Annotated in this window: 16 protein-coding genes and 1 pseudogene; 16 read left to right on the plus strand and 1 reads right to left on the minus strand. The window is 36.0% G+C overall.

Translation table 11 applies throughout. The features are described from left to right. The first annotated feature begins 28 nt into the window (after positions 1–28). The 14 genes from rlmN to DRF58_RS01770 all read left to right on the plus strand — a co-directional run bounded on the left by rlmN (position 29) and on the right by DRF58_RS01770 (position 15,502). A complete protein-coding gene (gene rlmN, locus DRF58_RS01700; RefSeq protein ID WP_116032105.1) occupies positions 29–1,063 on the plus strand; it encodes a 23S rRNA (adenine(2503)-C(2))-methyltransferase RlmN in 1,035 nt (344 codons plus the stop codon). Between the two features lie 64 nt (positions 1,064–1,127). Then, positions 1,128–1,640 (plus strand): 5' nucleotidase, NT5C type, encoded by a 513-nt coding sequence (locus tag DRF58_RS01705; protein WP_116032108.1) that lies wholly within the window; start codon positions 1,128–1,130, stop codon positions 1,638–1,640. Between the two features lie 9 nt (positions 1,641–1,649). Next, positions 1,650–2,531 (plus strand): hypothetical protein, encoded by an 882-nt coding sequence (locus DRF58_RS01710; protein WP_116032111.1) that lies wholly within the window; start codon positions 1,650–1,652, stop codon positions 2,529–2,531. A 257-nt stretch (positions 2,532–2,788) separates the two neighbouring features. Beyond that, the gene (locus DRF58_RS01715; RefSeq protein WP_116032113.1) at positions 2,789–3,766 is read left to right on the plus strand and encodes a polyprenyl synthetase family protein; all 978 of its coding nucleotides are present in this window, start codon (positions 2,789–2,791) and stop codon (positions 3,764–3,766) included. Positions 3,767–3,894: 128 nt separating this feature from the next. Continuing rightward, complete coding sequence (locus DRF58_RS01720) at positions 3,895–5,172, plus strand: replication-associated recombination protein A (RefSeq protein ID WP_116032116.1); 1,278 nt, start codon at positions 3,895–3,897, stop codon at positions 5,170–5,172. 87 nt (positions 5,173–5,259) lie between these two features. Next, positions 5,260–5,940 (plus strand): DedA family protein, encoded by a 681-nt coding sequence (locus DRF58_RS01725; protein ID WP_116032117.1) that lies wholly within the window; start codon positions 5,260–5,262, stop codon positions 5,938–5,940. Positions 5,941–6,019: 79 nt separating this feature from the next. Next, positions 6,020–6,991: a 2-hydroxyacid dehydrogenase gene (locus DRF58_RS01730; RefSeq protein ID WP_116032120.1), complete on the plus strand. Its 972-nt coding sequence runs from the start codon at positions 6,020–6,022 to the stop codon at positions 6,989–6,991. Positions 6,992–7,051: 60 nt separating this feature from the next. Then, on the plus strand, positions 7,052–7,345 hold the full coding sequence (locus tag DRF58_RS01735) for a hypothetical protein (protein WP_116032123.1): 294 nt from the start codon (positions 7,052–7,054) through the stop codon (positions 7,343–7,345). 545 nt (positions 7,346–7,890) lie between these two features. Beyond that, positions 7,891–9,876, plus strand: a complete 1,986-nt coding sequence (locus DRF58_RS01745) for a urocanate hydratase (RefSeq protein WP_116032128.1) — start codon at positions 7,891–7,893, stop codon at positions 9,874–9,876. A gap of 422 nt (positions 9,877–10,298) precedes the next feature. Further along, positions 10,299–11,054, plus strand: coding sequence for an NAD(P)-binding domain-containing protein (locus DRF58_RS01750; protein ID WP_116032131.1), 756 nt, complete (start codon positions 10,299–10,301; stop codon positions 11,052–11,054). A gap of 52 nt (positions 11,055–11,106) precedes the next feature. Continuing rightward, positions 11,107–11,490 (plus strand): DoxX family protein, encoded by a 384-nt coding sequence (locus DRF58_RS01755; RefSeq protein WP_116032315.1) that lies wholly within the window; start codon positions 11,107–11,109, stop codon positions 11,488–11,490. Positions 11,491–11,635: 145 nt separating this feature from the next. Next, positions 11,636–13,252, plus strand: coding sequence for an NADP-dependent glyceraldehyde-3-phosphate dehydrogenase (locus DRF58_RS01760; protein ID WP_116032133.1), 1,617 nt, complete (start codon positions 11,636–11,638; stop codon positions 13,250–13,252). 188 nt (positions 13,253–13,440) lie between these two features. Then, the gene (locus DRF58_RS01765) at positions 13,441–14,895 is read left to right on the plus strand and encodes an LptF/LptG family permease (RefSeq protein ID WP_116032135.1); all 1,455 of its coding nucleotides are present in this window, start codon (positions 13,441–13,443) and stop codon (positions 14,893–14,895) included. 61 nt (positions 14,896–14,956) lie between these two features. Continuing rightward, positions 14,957–15,502 (plus strand): hypothetical protein, encoded by a 546-nt coding sequence (locus tag DRF58_RS01770; RefSeq protein ID WP_116032137.1) that lies wholly within the window; start codon positions 14,957–14,959, stop codon positions 15,500–15,502. Positions 15,503–15,538: 36 nt separating this feature from the next. On the opposite strand, the gene DRF58_RS01775 is transcribed toward DRF58_RS01770, so the two are convergent. Beyond that, positions 15,539–16,246 carry a DUF6261 family protein gene (locus DRF58_RS01775; RefSeq protein WP_116032139.1) on the minus strand — a complete coding sequence of 236 codons (708 nt, stop codon included), beginning with the start codon at positions 16,244–16,246 and terminating at the stop codon, positions 15,539–15,541. Positions 16,247–16,700: 454 nt separating this feature from the next. On the opposite strand from DRF58_RS01775, the pseudogene DRF58_RS18675 reads away from it, so the two are divergent. Together DRF58_RS18675 and DRF58_RS01785 are read left to right on the plus strand one after the other, a co-directional pair. Further along, a pseudogene (locus tag DRF58_RS18675) lies at positions 16,701–16,799 on the plus strand (transposase); the annotation flags it as partial. Positions 16,800–17,244: 445 nt separating this feature from the next. Then, positions 17,245–17,796, plus strand: a complete 552-nt coding sequence (locus DRF58_RS01785) for an REP-associated tyrosine transposase (RefSeq protein WP_116032141.1) — start codon at positions 17,245–17,247, stop codon at positions 17,794–17,796. Positions 17,797–17,812 lie beyond the last annotated feature (16 nt).

Raw genomic sequence — 17,812 nt, forward strand, 5'->3', positions numbered from 1 at the left:
GTATCTTTGCAAAAATTTTCAGAATACATTGAAAGATATCCGTACACTTTCCCTCGATCAACTCAAAGATTACTTCAGCACAATTGGTGACAAGCCGTTTCGTGCCAAGCAGGTTTATGATTGGCTTTGGAGCAAGAATCTGCATTCTTTTGATGAGATGACAAATCTTCCTAAAAATCTTCGTGATAATCTTTCACGTGATTTTTTCATCAATCCGATTGCTGTTGACCTATTACAAAAATCTTCTGACGGAACGATAAAGAACGGTGTAAAACTTCACGACGGACTGATGGTAGAATCCGTTCTGATTCCAACTGAATCCAGAAGTACAGCCTGCGTTTCTTCACAAGTTGGATGTTCTCTGAACTGTGAATTCTGTGCAACAGCCAAACTCAAAAGAATGAGAAATCTGGAAGTTGCAGAAATCGTAGACCAAGTGGCGCTGATTGACCGTCAAAGTAAATTATATTTTGACAGACCTCTCACAAATATTGTGTTTATGGGAATGGGCGAACCGATGATGAATTACAAAAACGTTGTCGAAGCGATTCACAAAATCACAAAACCGGACGGTCTGGGAATGTCACCAAGAAGAATCACTGTTTCAACATCGGGTATTCCGAAGATGATAAAAATGCTGGCGGATGAAGAATTGAAAGTTAAATTAGCACTTTCGTTACACTCAGCCATCGAGCATAAACGAAATGAGATAATGCCTTTTTCGGAAAAATTTCCGTTGACCGATATTATGGATTCGCTTCAATATTGGTATCAAAAAACAGGTTCTCCAATTACTTTTGAATATTGTGTTTGGAAAGGAATTAATGACGGAGACGAAGACATCAAAGCTTTAATCAAATATTGCAGACAAGTTCCAAGCAAAGTCAATCTGATCCAATACAATCCGATTGGCGAAGGGAAATTTGACCACAGAAGCATTGAGGCTGAGCAAAAATATGTCCGTGAGTTGGAGAAAGCCGGAATCACAATCGTTGTTAGAAAAAGTCGTGGTAGCGACATCGACGCGGCGTGTGGACAATTGGCGAACAAAACGGCGGAGTAATTCTTTAACAATATTTTAATCCAGTAAATTTCCTACTCAAAAAATCAATTCTTATTTTTACAATATGAAGACGATTTTAGTAGATATGGACGGCGTTCTTGCCAATACGAACCAACATTTTATAGATTACGAATACAAAAGAAACGGCAACCAAATTCTTTGGGAAAATATCTCAGGACTTTTAGAAGCCGAAGCTTTTCCTAATTTCTTGGAAGATGTTAATTCCAAAGGATTTTTCAGAACAGTTCCAGTTATAGAAAATGCAGTAAAAGTTTTGAAATATTTGAACGAAAAATATAATGTTCTCATCGTTTCCTCTGCAACAGAGTTTCCAAATAGTCTTACCGAAAAAGCTGAATGGCTGATGGAACATTTTCCTTTTATCAGCTGGAAGCAGATGATTTTTTGTGGAAGAAAGGATTTTATCATCGGCGACATTATGATTGATGACCATCCGAAAAACCTGAATCTTTTTTCAGGTCAAAGAATTCTGTTTTCTCAGCCTCATAATGCGAATTCAAAGGTTGAAAATTCGGTAAGAGTTTCTGGCTGGGATGATATTATGAATATTCTGTAATTTCAAAAAATGAAAAATCAGGTTTTATATTTTTTAGTTTTTCTATTTGGGATTCAGATTTCAGCTCAAAAAGTTGAATCCTTAAATCTGAAAAAATATAAAATGGCTGTTTTGAGTGACTCTTTGCAAGAATCTTCTGGTCTGACAAATCTCGACGGAAAACTCTTCTCCTTTAATGACAGCGGAAACACCAGCGAAATTTTTGAAATAAAAGCAGGAAGTCCTTACATAGAAAAAACCTTTCAAACCGGACTCAAAAACATCGATTGGGAAGCGTTTACGAATGACGGAGAAAATTTCTATGTTGGCGAATTCGGGAATAATTTGGGAACGAGAAAAGATTTGAAAGTTTATCGAATTCCTTTCAGAAATGATTCTTTGATTGTTGATTCTATTAAAACTATTCCGTTTTTTTATCCTGAACAAACTGATTTTACTCCGAAAAACATCAATAATAATTTCGATGCAGAAGCGATGATTTTCTTGGACGGAAACATTCATCTATTTACAAAAGAATGGATTACAAATACTGTTTCACATTATGTCATTAATAAAAATCTGACAGAAAATCAACCAGCAAAAAAACTCGAGAGTTTTGATACAGGTTTTGTTGTGACAGATGCTTCGGTTTTTGAAAACAAATTATATGTTGTTGGTTATACCAAAAAAGCTTCGGTTTATATGATGATTTTCGAGAAAGATGAAACTGGAAATCTTTTCTTTAATAAGCCTCTAAAAAAATATTCTCTTGGAAGAGCTTACAATGTCGGGCAAATCGAAGGAATTACTGCAACCGAAAAGGGAATTTACATTTCTGGAGAACGATTCAGTATTAAAATCAAAAAAGTACCTCAAAGTCTTTATTTTATTCCTTTTGAAGATTTAGAATAATTATATTTGTAGAATAATAGATTGGATGTAAGATATCATCATTTGAATATTAAGCTGTATCTGATGCTTTGATATTTCAGAATTCTTGATATTTTTACAACAGTTTTTCCGGTGAGACGAAAGACAAATCCTCAACATAGCCCCGATGGTAGTGGAAATCCTTTTTTGTAAAAAAAGATTGCAACGGACAGCGGGTTGAAAAAGTGAAAAGAAACCTAATCGTCTTGCTCCAAAAATATAATTTTTAAACGCGAACAGTGGCCAATACAGTAGAACTAATCAAAGCTCCGATTTCTGACGAAATGAAACTTTTTGAACAAAAGTTTTACGAATCGATGAAAAGTAATGTGGCGCTGTTGGATAAAGTCACGCGTTTTATTGTGACGACAAAAGGGAAACAAATGCGTCCGATGTTTGTTTTTCTCTGCGCAAAGTTGGTCGGAAATGTGAATGAAAAAACATTCCGTGGTGCCAGTATGATTGAGCTGATTCATACAGCGACTTTGGTTCACGATGATGTTGTGGATGAGAGTTTTAAGCGCAGAAATTTCTTTTCTATTAATGCACTTTGGAAGAATAAAATTGCGGTTTTGGTGGGCGATTATTTGCTTTCGAAATCGGTTCTTCTTTCTACAGACAACAAGGATTTTGATTTGTTAGCTGTAATTTCCAGAACCATCAGAGAAATGTCTGAAGGCGAATTGCTTCAATTGGAAAAAGCCAGAAAATTGGATATTACTGAGGATGTTTATTACGAAATCATCCGTCAAAAAACAGCAACTTTGATTGCAGCGTGTTGCGAAGTTGGTGTTTTATCAAATAGTGTGGATGAAGCGACTGCGAAAAAAATGCAGGAATTTGGGACTTACACAGGAATGGCTTTCCAAATCAAAGATGACCTTTTTGATTATCAAACGAGCAATATCATCGGAAAACCTGTCGGAATCGATATCAAGGAACAGAAGATGACTTTGCCTTTGATTTATACTTTGAAAAATGCAAGTCCTGAGAATTACAAAAAATATTTTGCAACGATAAAGCGTTATAACAACGATTCCAAAAAAGTTCGCGAATTGGTAGAATTTGTGAAATCTTCTGGCGGAATGGATTATGCTATCAAAACAATGAAAGATTATCAGCAAAAAGCGCTTGACATTCTGGCTGAATTTCCTGATAACGAAGCTAAAGAATCACTGAAACTAATGCTGGATTATGTGATTAGCAGAAAACTTTAATATTTACATTAAAATAAAAATCAACCCTTTCAGAAATCGAAGATTCGACGTAAGTCAATTTAGAACTTTGAAAGGGTTTTTAGTATAATTTAATTCCTCCGAAAATTTTAATTCCGTAATTTTGAAATATGAACAATTCTCCACTTGCCGAAATCTTACGTCCAAAAACTTTGGATGATGTTTTAGGTCAAGAACATCTCACAGGAAAAAACGGAACTATCAAAAGAATGTTGGATAATGACACCATCAATTCTCTTATTTTTTGGGGTCCGCCGGGAACTGGAAAAACGACTTTGGCAGAAATTATTTCTGAAAAATCTGGAAGAAAATTTTACAAATTATCAGCTGTTTCCGCTGGTGTAAAAGATGTACGAGACATTATTGATGAAGCTAAAAAACAGAATCTTTTCTCTGGAAAAAGTCCGATTTTATTCATTGATGAAATCCACAGATTCAACAAGTCGCAGCAGGATTCTTTGCTTCACGCGGTTGAAAAAGGCTGGATTGTTCTGATTGGCGCAACTACAGAAAACCCAAGTTTTGAAGTGGTTTCAGCTTTGCTTTCTCGTTCGCAAGTTTATATTCTGAAAGCTTTGACTTTTGAAAAATTGGAGGAGTTAGCAGATATAAGCGTTTCAAAATATAACGAAATCAACAATACCAAATTCTATCTCGAAGAAAAAGAAGCATTCATCCAATATTCGGGAGGCGATGCGAGAAAGTTGATTAATTCCATAGAATTGGTTCTGAATCAATTCAAATCAGCTAAGAAAAACAAAATCTCCAACAAAGATGTACTTTCTGTTTTGCAGGAAAATATGGCTTTGTATGACAAAAATGGGGAACAACATTACGATATTATTTCTGCTTTCATCAAATCGATGCGAGGTTCCGACCCAAACGGCGCTGTTTATTGGCTTGCTAGAATGTTGGTCGGAGGCGAAGACATCAAATTCATTGCCCGAAGAATGATGATTCTTGCTGCAGAAGATATTGGTCTCGCCAATCCCAACGCTTTTGTAATGGCAAATAATTGTTTTCAAGCTATCAACGTGATTGGAAATCCGGAAGCTAGAATTATCCTAAGTGAAACCGCGGTTTATCTTGCTGTATCTCCGAAAAGTAATTCGACTTACAGCGCAATTAATGAAGCAATGGCTTTTGTGAAGAAAACCGGAAATCTTCCTGTTCCACTACATCTTAGAAATGCACCAACCAAACTGATGAAAAACTTGGATTATGGCAAAGAGTATCAATATGCGCATTCTTACGAAGGTAACTTTGTAGATTTAGAATTTTTACCAGATGACATCAAAGGTACAGCATTTTATCATCCAGCTAATAACTCTACAGAGAAAAAAATCAAGGAACAGCTCAAAGATAAATGGGGTGACAAGTACGATTAATAAAGCTTTCGTTAAATAATCATAAAATCATTTTTTAAGCCAACTAATTCAATTTGCTTTTAATATATTTGCGCAAGAGAAATAACTATGGAACATTTTGAAAGTTGGAAAGACTTACTAAACCCCGAATTTTACATCAAGTTAGGTGGTTTTTGGTTGATTTTATTCATTATTTTTGCTGAAACTGGATTATTTGTCGGATTTTTTTTGCCAGGTGACAGTTTGCTTTTCATTTCTGGGATTTATGCTGTTCAGATCATTGATACGACTTTTGGGTCTACAGGTTCCGATTTTCTAGACACTACTATTCTTGCAACTGCTGTCGCTATTGCAGCAATCATCGGAAACGAAGTTGGATACTGGTTTGGTTACAAGAGTGGTCCAATTCTATATGAAAAGAAAGACACATTCTGGTTCAAGAAAAAATACCTTTTCAAAGCGCACGATTTCTTCGAAGAACACGGAACCGTAGCCGTGATTTTATCCAGATTTCTTCCTATTGTGAGAACGTTTTCTCCAATAGTTGCAGGAATTGTTAAAATGGACAAAAAAAAGTTTTTCTTTTACAATGTTGTAGGCGCAATTCTTTGGTCTTTCACAATGATTTTTGCAGGTCATTATCTAGACAAGTTGTTTATGGATCAATTCGGAATAGACCTTAAGAAAAAATTAGAAATCATAATTCTAATCATTGTTTTGGTTACAACATTGCCAATCATTATCAAATTCTTTTTCTCAAAAGACAAAGAAAGACCAACAGAGGAATAATTTTTGATAAGAAAAATTTAAACAACATATAAAACCGGAGCTAGTTTCCGGTTTTTTTATTTAAATCTAAATATTAAAAATGAAAGTATTCCTAAACAAAAGGATTCCACAAATCGGAATCGACTTACTGAAAGAAAATAATCTCGAAATCATAACACCTCAAACAGACAATCTATCTCACGAAGAATGGTTGGAAAACTGTAAAAAAGCAGATATTATTCTCAATGTTGGTAAGAACAAATATGATAAGGATTTCTTTGACAATTTTCCAAATGTAAAAGCTATTTCACTCTTCTCAGTAGGATTCGATCAAGTTGATATTGCCGAAGCTACAAAACGAAAAATCCCCGTTGGAAATACGCCTGATGTTCTTAGTAGAGCCACTTCTGATGTCGCATTTTTATTAATGCAAATGGTTTCCAGAAAAGTCAATTATAACATCGAAAAAGTAAAATCAGGAAATTGGAAAGACTTTGATGCATTGGAAGAACTCGGACAGGAATTGTATGGAAAGACTTTGGGAATTTTAGGTTTGGGAAGAATTGGTTTTGAAATGGCTGAAAAATGTAAAGGCGCTTTCGGAATGAATATCATTTATCATAACAGAAGTCATAATGAAACTGCTGAAAAAGAATTGGATGCTAAATATGTTTCTTTTGATGAATTAATTCAAAATTCGGATATCATTAGTATTCACGCCAATTATACGCCAGAGCAAGCTAATCTTTTCAACCAATCAGTTTTTGAAAAAATGAAACCTAATTTGATTTTCATTAACACAGCAAGAGGCGGATTTCATAACGAAACAGATTTATACAAAGCTTTGAAATCAGGAAAAATTTGGGGCGCAGGTTTAGATGTTACTAATCCAGAACCTATGAGTAATGAAAATCCCCTACTCCAACTCCCGAATGTCTGCATCTTGCCGCACATTGGTTCTGCAACCATTGAAGCCCGAAACGGAATGGCGAGATTGGCAGCAGAAAATGTCATCGCTTTTTCCAAAAATCAACCAATGCCCAATTGTGTGAATCCTGAAATTTATCAATAATTAAATTGACCGCTTGGAATCATATTTGTTCATAAAATACTCAACACTAAACAAAATATTATGATACCAAAAGACAACACCAGCAAACAAGACAGAAATCTAGAAGAACTCGACTATCCAAAATCAGAAGATATCTTTATCAGAGAAAAACACATCCCTTTAGATGGCGACGGAAATCCCATTTTCAATGTTGAAACAGATGAAGACAAACTTGATAAAGGTTTAGATATCCCAGGGACTGAAGAAGATGACGAGATGGAAGAAATAGGTTCTGAAGATGAAGAAAACAACTATTGGAGCACCAGTGATAATGATGATGACCACGAAGAACAAAACGATGATGTTCTTGGATAAAAAAGAAAGAGGCTATCTCAAAAATGAGATAGCCTCAATTTTATAAAATTTCATAAAAATCATTTTTCCAATTTTGAATATCTTTAAAACTTTGAAAATCTAAAACTCTTTATGAAAAAAGTTTTTACTAAATATCTATTTTTTATATTCTTTCTGCCGGTTTTAATATTTATGATAGCTTATTTTTTTAGTACAAAAACAGAAGGTGAAGTAAAAACTTGGGGAGTCAATAGAACTATTAATTTTGGAATAGATATTAATGCAATTTTGAGTAATCCTATTTATACAATATCTAGTTTCTATTTATCTTATGCGATATATCTTGTAGGCTATTCTGTTATTTTTCTAATGCGAAGATGTACAAATTTCCTTTACTCCGCATTGAACCTCCTTATATTCATTGCAAACTATTTTTTACTTGTTAATGATATGCTAAACAAAATCCTTATTCCAATAAGTGTAATGGGAATTATAATTTTCATTTTAAATATCTTTAAAACCACAAAAAAACCAACAACAGTCAACAAACAACCATCAACCATACAATGACTTTCCAAGAACAAATAAAACAAGGTATTCCATCCGAATTACCTCAACCCAAACCATACGAACAAAACGTCAACCACGCTCCAAAACGTAAAGAAATTCTAACAGAAGAAGAAAAAAAACTCGCTCTGAAAAATGCTCTACGTTATTTCGAGCCAAAATTTCACGCAGAATTGTTGCCAGAATTTAAGGAAGAACTAGAAAAATACGGTAGAATTTATATGTATCGTTTTCGTCCAGATTACGAAATGAAAGCAAGAGACATCGCAGTATATCCTGGAAAATCTGAGCAGGCAAAAGCTATTATGCTGATGATTCAGAATAATCTGGATTATGCCGTGGCGCAACACCCTCACGAATTGATTACTTATGGTGGAAACGGCGCTGTTTTCAGCAACTGGGCGCAGTATCTTTTAACGATGAAATATCTGTCTGAAATGACAGATGAACAAACCTTAACGATGTATTCTGGCCATCCGATGGGATTGTTTCCTTCACATAAAGATGCGCCAAGAGTGGTGGTGACAAACGGAATGATGATTCCGAATTATTCTAAACCAGATGATTGGGAGAAATTCAATGCGTTGGGCGTTTCGCAATATGGACAAATGACAGCAGGAAGTTATATGTACATCGGTCCGCAGGGAATTGTTCACGGAACGACGATTACTGTTTTGAATGCATTTAGAAAAATCAATAAAGAACCGAAAGGCGGTTTGTTTGTGACTTCCGGTTTGGGTGGAATGTCCGGAGCTCAGCCAAAAGCAGGAAATATTGCTGGTTGCGTAACGGTGATTGCAGAAGTCAATCCAAAGATTACTAAAATCCGTCACGACCAGAAATGGGTAAACGAAATCCACGAAAATCTGGATGAATTGGTGGCAAGAGTGAGAAAAGCTCAGGAAAATAAAGAAACGGTTTCTCTGGCTTATTTGGGAAATATCGTAGAAGTTTGGGAGAAATTTGATGAAGAAAATTTAAGAATCGATATTGGTTCAGACCAGACTTCGCTTCACAATCCTTGGGCGGGCGGTTATTATCCGGTTGGCCAGACTTTCGAGGAATCAAATACGGTGATGGCAGAAAACCCTGAATTATTCAAAGAAAAAGTTCAGGAAACCTTGAGAAGACACGCTACAGCCATCAACAAACATACGGCAAAAGGAACCTATTTCTTCGATTACGGAAATGCTTTCTTATTGGAAGCTTCCAGAGCCGGAGCTGATGTAATGTCAGAAAATCCTACGTTGGGAAGAGAATTCAGATACCCTTCTTATGTTCAGGATATTATGGGGCCGATGTGTTTTGATTATGGTTTCGGGCCGTTCCGTTGGGTTTGTACGAGCGGAAAACCGGAAGATTTACAGAAAACAGACGAAATTGCCTGCCAGATTTTAGAGGAAATGATTAAAAATTCTCCCGAGGAAATTCAGCGACAGATGAAGGATAATATCCAGTGGATCAAAGGGGCTCAGGAAAATAAACTGGTCGTAGGTTCGCAGGCGAGAATTTTATACGCCGATGCGGAAGGAAGAATGAAAATCGCAGAAGCTTTCAACAAAGCGATTAAAAACGGAGAAATCGGGGCGGTAGTTTTGGGTAGGGATCATCACGATGTTTCGGGGACGGATTCGCCGTACAGAGAGACTTCCAATATTTATGACGGCTCGAGATTTACGGCAGATATGGCGATTCACAATGTGATTGGCGACAGTTTCCGTGGAGCGACCTGGGTTTCTATTCACAACGGTGGTGGCGTTGGCTGGGGCGAAGTGATCAACGGTGGTTTCGGGATGTTGCTTGATGGAAGTGATGATGCCGACAGAAGATTAAAATCTATGCTTTTCTGGGACGTGAACAACGGAATCTCCCGACGAAGCTGGGCAAGAAATGAAGGTGCTGTGTTCGCCATCAAAAGAGCGATGGAAGCTGAACCGAATTTAAAAGTGACATTGCCGAATTTTGTGGATGAGAGTTTGTTTTAATCCTATTAAGCTTTAATGAAAGAATTCACTGTAATTTATCCTATATTTTCTCCACTTCAATTATTAGATGAGAATGGAAATGTGATAGGAGAAATTCTTTCAAGTATAGTCCCTTCGCTGGTGCGAGCATCTTGCTCGTTCCCATTATTTATCTTGAGACACGAGCTAGAAGCTCGCGCTAGCGGAGTATGATGCAGAAATATTCATTTTCAAAATAACCTCGTTTAAAACCTCACGCATCCGCAGAAATTCATAAACAATCTTAAAACAAGCCTCCTGCATTTACATTTTGTTTAAAACAAACTTGTTTGTAACTTTTGTAGAACTGCAGAAGTCTCCTACAAGTTGCGGAAAAGCCTTAGAGAACTTTAGTTGTTCAAAACAAGAGGAATTGATACTTTTGAAATTCCAAAAGATTATAAATGAAAAACCTAGGAATCATCGGCTTCGGCTGGCTCGGCAATCACATCGCAGATAGATTATCCAACCGATATAAAATCTTTGCCACCACTACCACACCCACCAAAGCACAAGACCTCAACACCAAAGGCTACCACGCCACTTTGGTTAGTTTTCCGGAAACCATAGATACTAAGATGCAAGCTTGGGAAGCCGCCAAAGATCTGGATGCCATCATCATCAGCGTGCCGTTTTCCGGAATCCGAGGTGCACAGATTCCGATGAATGACAAACGCCAAAACCTCCTCAATTTCCTTGGCGATTACAAAGGTCAACTCTTCCTATTGAGCTCAACGGGCGTTTATCCCGAAACCGAACAAGATTTCATAGAAGAAGACAAACCAGCACTGGAAGTGGAAAGCGAGAATTTCATTTTAGAAAAATTTCCTCAGACTAATATTATGAGATTAGCAGGATTGATGGGTGACAACAGATTACTTAAGAATTACAATATCTCTAATCTGAATATGCTGGTTAATCATATTCATTACGCCGATATCTGTTCAGTTTTTGAAAAGATGCTGAAAAATAATTCGCAGTCAAAAGTTTATAACATAGTTGCGCCAATACATCCTAACAAAGAAGAAGTCATCAATGCACAGAAAGGACTTCCCTACTCCGGCGAACGAACCACAAAAGGCAGAACCATTTCTCCTGAAAAATTAATTCAAGAATTGGACTTCGAATTTCAATATCCAGATCCGAGGTATTTTCATTAATTAAAATCCAATTTGGAATCATTCTTGACTTCATATGAGGAAATCCTTTAATATGAAATCAAACACCATCAAAAAAATCGCAAAATACGGATTGGGCGCCATGCTTATCTCAGCTGGAATAGGACATCTTACTTTCGCAAGGAAAGAATTTCAGGCTCAAGTTCCGGACTGGGTTCCGTTAGAAAAAGACGATACTGTTGTCTATTCGGGAATTGTAGAAATAGCCGTGGGAACTGCCATCATCGCCGCACCTAAAAAATATGAACCTATAATTGGAGAAATAGCTGCAGGTTTATTCACAGCCGTTTTCCCCGGAAACATTGCCCAATACAAAAACAGACGAGACAGCTTTGGCCTCAATACAGACAATAAAAGATTGGCAAGATTATTTATGCAACCTTTGCTATTATTTTGGGCTATTAAGTCAACAAAATAGGCCAGTTTTTAATTCATTATAAAACTCAACAATGATGTTGATTTTTAATTATTAAGATTTTATAAATCCTATTTATTTAATATTAAAAATCGATTATAAGTTCTAACTTTATTGTAACTAAAAATGATATTTAAAATAAAAAACTATGAGTTCAGCACAAGCATTTGACAATCTATTCAAAAAAGAAATCCCAGAAGTATACCAAGTTCCAGTAATCCATCAAAGAGAATATCTTCTGAACGGAGAATTGGTACAATGGGACGGCGATGTTACAGAAATATATTCGCCGGTTTGCATCCCTACAGAAAATGGGTTGGAAAGAAAACTCTTGGGAAGTATTCCTAACATTGGCCCAAAAGAAGCGCTTGACGTTTTGGAAGCCTGCGTAAAAGCGTACGACAATGGACTCGGCGAATGGCCAACAATGTCAGTCGAAGGTAGAATCAAATGTATGCAGAAATTTGTTTATCTAATGATCCAGCAGCGAGATTTGGTTATCAAATTATTGATGTGGGAAATTGGGAAAACCCTACCCGATTCTACCAAAGAATTTGACAGAACCGTAGATTACATCAATCAAACAATTGACGCTCTGAAAGACCTAGACAGAGAATCTTCTCGTTTCCAACAAGCCGAAGGAACTATTGCGCAAATCAGAAGAGCTCCGCTTGGCGTTGTTTTAAGTATGGGACCTTTCAATTATCCACTGAATGAGATTTTCACCACTTTGATTCCTGCTCTAATCATGGGAAATACAATCTTGTTCAAATTACCAAAACACGGTGTTCTTGCTCATTATCCTTTACTGAATGCCTTCAAAGAAGCGTTTCCAAAGGGAACTGTAAACACACTTTATGGAAAAGGTTCGGAAATCATCACACCAATTATGGAAAGTGGAAAAGTGAATGTTCTGGCTTTCATCGGTTCGAGTAAAGTGGCTAATGGTTTGAAAAAACTGCACCCAAAAGTGAACAGATTAAGAGCAATCCTAAGTCTTGATGCCAAAAACGCAGCCATTGTCACCAAAAATGCCAATCTGGATATTGCAGTCAGCGAAATTATTTTAGGTTCATTGTCTTTTAACGGACAGCGTTGTACAGCTCTTAAATTGATTTTCGTTCAGAAAGAAGTTGCGGAAGAATTTACTAAAAAATTGTCTGAAGCTGTTTCTGCTCTGAAGGGCGGATTGCCTTGGGAAAAAGACGTGAAAATAACGCCTCTTCCAGAAGTTAACAAACCATCATACTTGAAAGAATGTCTTGATGATGCCTTATCAAAAGGTGCTAAAGTTTTGAATGAAAATGGTGGTTATAACGACGCTTCATTCTTCTTCCCTGCTGTTGTTTATCCCGTAAACAGCGATATGAAATTATACCACGAAGAGCAATTTGGACCAGTCATTCCTGTTGTTCCTTTTGAAACGATTGATGAACCAATTGATTATCAAGTCAACGCAGACCATGGGATGCAGGTTAGTATTTTCAGCGAAGATGCAATGGAGGTTTCAAAATTAATTGATCCATTTGTGAATTTGGTCAGCCGTGTCAACATCAATTGTCAGGCTCAAAGAGGTCCAGACGTTTTCCCTTTCACAGGAAGAAAAGATAGTGCAGAAGGAACACTTTCTGTTTTCGATGCTTTGAGATCTTTCTCAATTCGTTCTTTGGTCGCAGCAAAAGTGACAGATTCCAACAAAGAATTGTTAAACACAATCGTTAGAGACCACGATTCTAATTTCCTGAGTACAGATTATATTTTCTAAATCAAACTAAAAGATGATAGATGGATAGATAATAGACTTTCTATCATTAATAAATTAAATCCGTAATCGATATGATTGCGGATTTTTTATGCTTATTGCATCAACTTAATTCTAAAAATTTCCTAAAATCACACAATCAATTTCAGTATTGCTTTTTTTACAGTATTTTTGAAGTCTAAATTTCTGAATTGAAAAAATTAGACAAATATATAATCAAGACTTTTTTCGGCCCATTTCTATTTATTTTCAGTGTACTGTTCTTCATTTTCATTGTTAATATTATCTGGACACAGATGTCCCAATTAACGGGAAAAGGATTGACCTACGGAGAAATTACAAAACTGCTTTTCTATCTTGGGATGAACGTTGTAAGTATGGTTTTACCACTTACAATCCTACTTTCCTCCATCATGACATTTGGAGATTTCGGAGAACGGTACGAGCTTGCTGCAATGAAAGCTGCGGGAATTTCTCTGCTTCGGGTAATGATGCCATTATTGATTACGGTTTCTTTTCTTGCGGGAATTTTGTTTTTATTTTCCAATAACATTATTCCGGATTTTCAAAGAAAAGCCAAGAATATGCTGTTCAATATTGTGTCTTCTAAGCCAGCCATCAATTTTACTCCTGGTGTTTTCATAGATCAAATTTCCGGATACTCTGTAAAATTTGATAAAATCTATGGTAAAGAAGGTGAAAAACTAGAAGGTGTTTTCTTACACAAAAATGCAAGCCCATACGACAATCAGCAAACCATTATTGCAAAAAAAGGAAAATTTGCTAATGCAGAAGATAGAAATTATCTGAAACTGATTCTTTATGATGGATACGTTTACGAAGATAACATCTCCAACAAACCTTACGAAGAAAGAAAAAAACAACCCAATCAATCGGTAAAATATGATAGTTTGGTTTACCACTTCGATATCAGTGAGCTGATAAATAATGCCATTGAAAAAGAAAAAATCACAGATGATTATCGTTTCCAGACTTATGGCGAGGTCAACCAAACTCTTATTAAAAACAGAAAAAGCAACATTGTCTCGGTAAGTGCGATGGCTTCTCCTGTGATCTCGCAAACCAATAACTTTGTCCAATATATCGACAAAACCAAACCTATGAATAAGGTTATAAAAGAACCTTACAAAATCGATACGCTGAAAAAAGATAAAAAACTGGAGGTTCTTTGGGGCGCTTATAACAAAATTGAAGCTTTGAAGTCCAGCATAGAGTCTAACCAAAATAGCATCTCAGATATTGTAAAAAATCATAACAAAATCGTGATGTATCAGCAAAGAATAGTATCCTACTCTTTCACTTGTATTATTTTCTTTTTGATTGGTGCCAGCCTTGGATCTATCATTAGAAAAGGAGGAATGGGACTTCCCGTGATCATTGCCATTGTAATCTTCATCATTTTTTATGTCCTTAATCTTACTGTAGAAAACATCTCTTGGAAAGGCGGTATCAACCCTTATATTGCTGCTTGGATCCCGAACATGGTCTTATTCCCTTTCAGTGTGTGGATTACTTACAAAGCATTGACAGATTCTCAGTTATTTGATATAGAGAAGTACAAAGCGCTTTTCAAACCAATTATCGAGAAGTTCTCTAAACCAAAAGAACACGAGCGTTATCAATAAATATTTTTTTTCGGGGAAAACCTAATTAAAACATTATATTCGTATCAGAAAAACGAATGTTATGAAAAAAATAATAGTTTCTATTTGTGTAATAGGTCTTTTGCAATCTTGCATTGTTTCTACTGCAACCAAGGTCGTAACAGGCGTTGCAAAACTAGGTTACAAAACAGTGAAAGGTACTGTAAAAGGTGTTAGCTGGGCTGTGAGCAAAGCCAAAGGCAAAATAGATGAAGACCGAATAGACGGTACTTGGAAAATAGTAGGCGTATACAAAGGAGATTTTGAAGCTTTCACCAATGATCCTAATCCAGAAAGCTCCTTCGAAAGTGAGTGCGTAGAGGGATTTGATCAGATTATTTTCAATTCTAAAAAATCCAAATACAAGCCTGTGCATTGCAATACGGAAAAGGTGAGCTGGGAAAAGTACGACTTCGAATTCGGAAAAAATCCGCTGACCAAGGAGAAAGAAAACTATCTGAAAATCAACTCCAGCAATTACATCTCTATCATCGATATCAATAACAAAACCATGATACTGGAAGGCGCTCTGATTCCGAAGCAAGCTTTCTCAGGTGGTAAACTTTACCTATTGGAAAAGATTAAATAAAACAAAAGCAACCAAATATAGGTTGCTTTTTTGATTTTATTGAGGATTACCCTCTCCATTATTATGAGGCAAATTGTTCGAATTTTTTGCAGCCTTTACCAGCTCATTGACATCGGCATAGAACAATTTCCAATCGGAAACATCTTTCATTGCGGTGATTAGATTGAGGAAAGATTTCAAAGACTTTTCCAGATCTTTGCGGATTCCCGATGCACTCTTCTGATTCCTAAGGTCGGCATTGGCAGAAGCTTGTTCTGCAAAGAGTGTTTCAAAATCTATCTGCTTGGTTTTCATATCATCAAAAGCCGCCATTATTTTCAAGTCATTCAGTTTTTGGCTGTTCTCTGGTTTTTCCAACTCCTCGATTAGTTTTTTCATTTGAGCGGTTTGGGAGGAATAGCTTAACTTATATAGCTCCAGACCAAACAATTTAAAAATCTGATACAGGTCTTCTGCAGATTGTTGATTGGCAACTGACGACAGTTTTCTGTAACCATTTAAGAATCCTTTCAGGTTAGAAAAAGCATCGTCTCTTTCTTTGTCAGCTTGAGCAACCGAATCTCCTTTCCCACTGTAGATTTGTTTAGCATAAACGGCATCATAATCTGCATATTTCAGTTTGAGATCTGCTAATAATGGATGAGCTGTGATGACAGCATAAGTTCCGGATTCTGAAACATTGATGGTTCTTTGAGCAAGTGTAGCCAAATCTTTGGTGCTCAACTTGGATAATGTAATTTTCATGTAATGATTAATTTTTTTTGTGAATAATATAGTTTTTAAACGTTTTAAATGTATAAAAAATATTCTTTAGTCACAAAACTATAGTTGAGAAACAAAAGTAAAAGTCATTTTGTTACAAAACGAAGGTTTTCTGACTTCTGCCAAAGTTGTTTGGTTACAAAACCCTCGTTTGGAAACCAAAGTAAAAGTTGTTTTGTTACAAAACTAGGGTTTTGAGACTTCCGGAGGAGTTGGGTAGGTTGGAGAACTAGGGTTTTTGGGGTTGGAAATTTTTATTAATTGCAGTAGAAATACGGAAGGATGAGAATTGGGATCAGATGCTAGAGATGCGGAATACAATTTTAGCCCACGCTAGCGCGAGCTTCAAGCTCGTGCCTTTTTACTTTATGAGTACGAGCTTGAAGCTCGCACCAGCATATCATTATATTTTGTAGTTTTCTTAAAACACAAAATAATGAGTAGAAAATATAAATTCTGAGAAAAAGATGGAGCTTACTTTATCAGTTTTGCAACTGTTTTTTGGATAGATGTATTTTCAAGATTAGAATATTTTGACACCACGCTGGCGCGAGCTTCAAGCTCGTGCCTTTTTACTTTATGAGTAAGAGCAAGGTGCTCGCACCAGCGTATCATTATATTTTGTAGTTTTACTTAAAACACAAAATAATGAGTAGAAAATATAAATTCCGAGAAAAAGATGGAGCATATTTCATAAGTTTTGCACCACGCTGGCGCGAGCTTCAAGCTCGTGCCTTTTTACTTTATGAGTAAGAGCAAGGTGCTCGCACCTGCGTATCATTATATTTTGTAGTTTTACTTAAAACACAAAATAATGAGTAGAAAATATAAATTCCGAGAAAAAGATGGAGCATATTTCATAAGTTTTGCACCACGCTGGCGCGAGCTTCAAGCTCGTGCCTTTTTACTTTATGAGTAAGAGCAAGGTGCTCGCACCAGCATATCATTATATTTTGTAGTTTTACTTAAAACACAATACAATGAGTAGAAAATATAAATTCCGAGAAAAAGATGGAGCTTACTTTATCAGTTTTGCAACTGTTTTTTGGATAGATGTATTTTCAAGATTAGAATATTTTGACATCGTAATCAGTTCTTTAGATTACTGTAGGAAAAATAAAGGAATGGTGATTTTTGGTTATTGTATTATGCCAAGTCACGTACATTTAATCTTTCGCTCTGATGACGGGAAACCTTCTGAATTAATTAGAGATTTCAAAGGGTTTACTTCTAGAAAATTACTTAAAGCCATTGAAGAGAATAATCAGGAAAGTAGAAAAGAATGGATGCTTTGGATGTTTAAAAAAGCTGGAAGTAGAAATTCTAATGTAAAAGAATATCAATTTTGGCAGCAAAACAATCAACCGATAGAAATTTGGTCATTAAAAGTATTTGAGCAAAAACTTAATTACATCCATCAAAATCCTGTTGAAAGTGGTTTTGTCATTGAATCTTGGGAGTGGAAATACAGCAGTGCAAGAAATTATTGTGATGATTTTGAAGGAGTTTTGAAGATTGATGTTAATTTATGATATGGGCACGAGCGAG

Source organism: Epilithonimonas hispanica, assembly GCF_003385395.1.
Classification (GTDB): Bacteria; Bacteroidota; Bacteroidia; order Flavobacteriales; family Weeksellaceae; genus Epilithonimonas; species Epilithonimonas hispanica.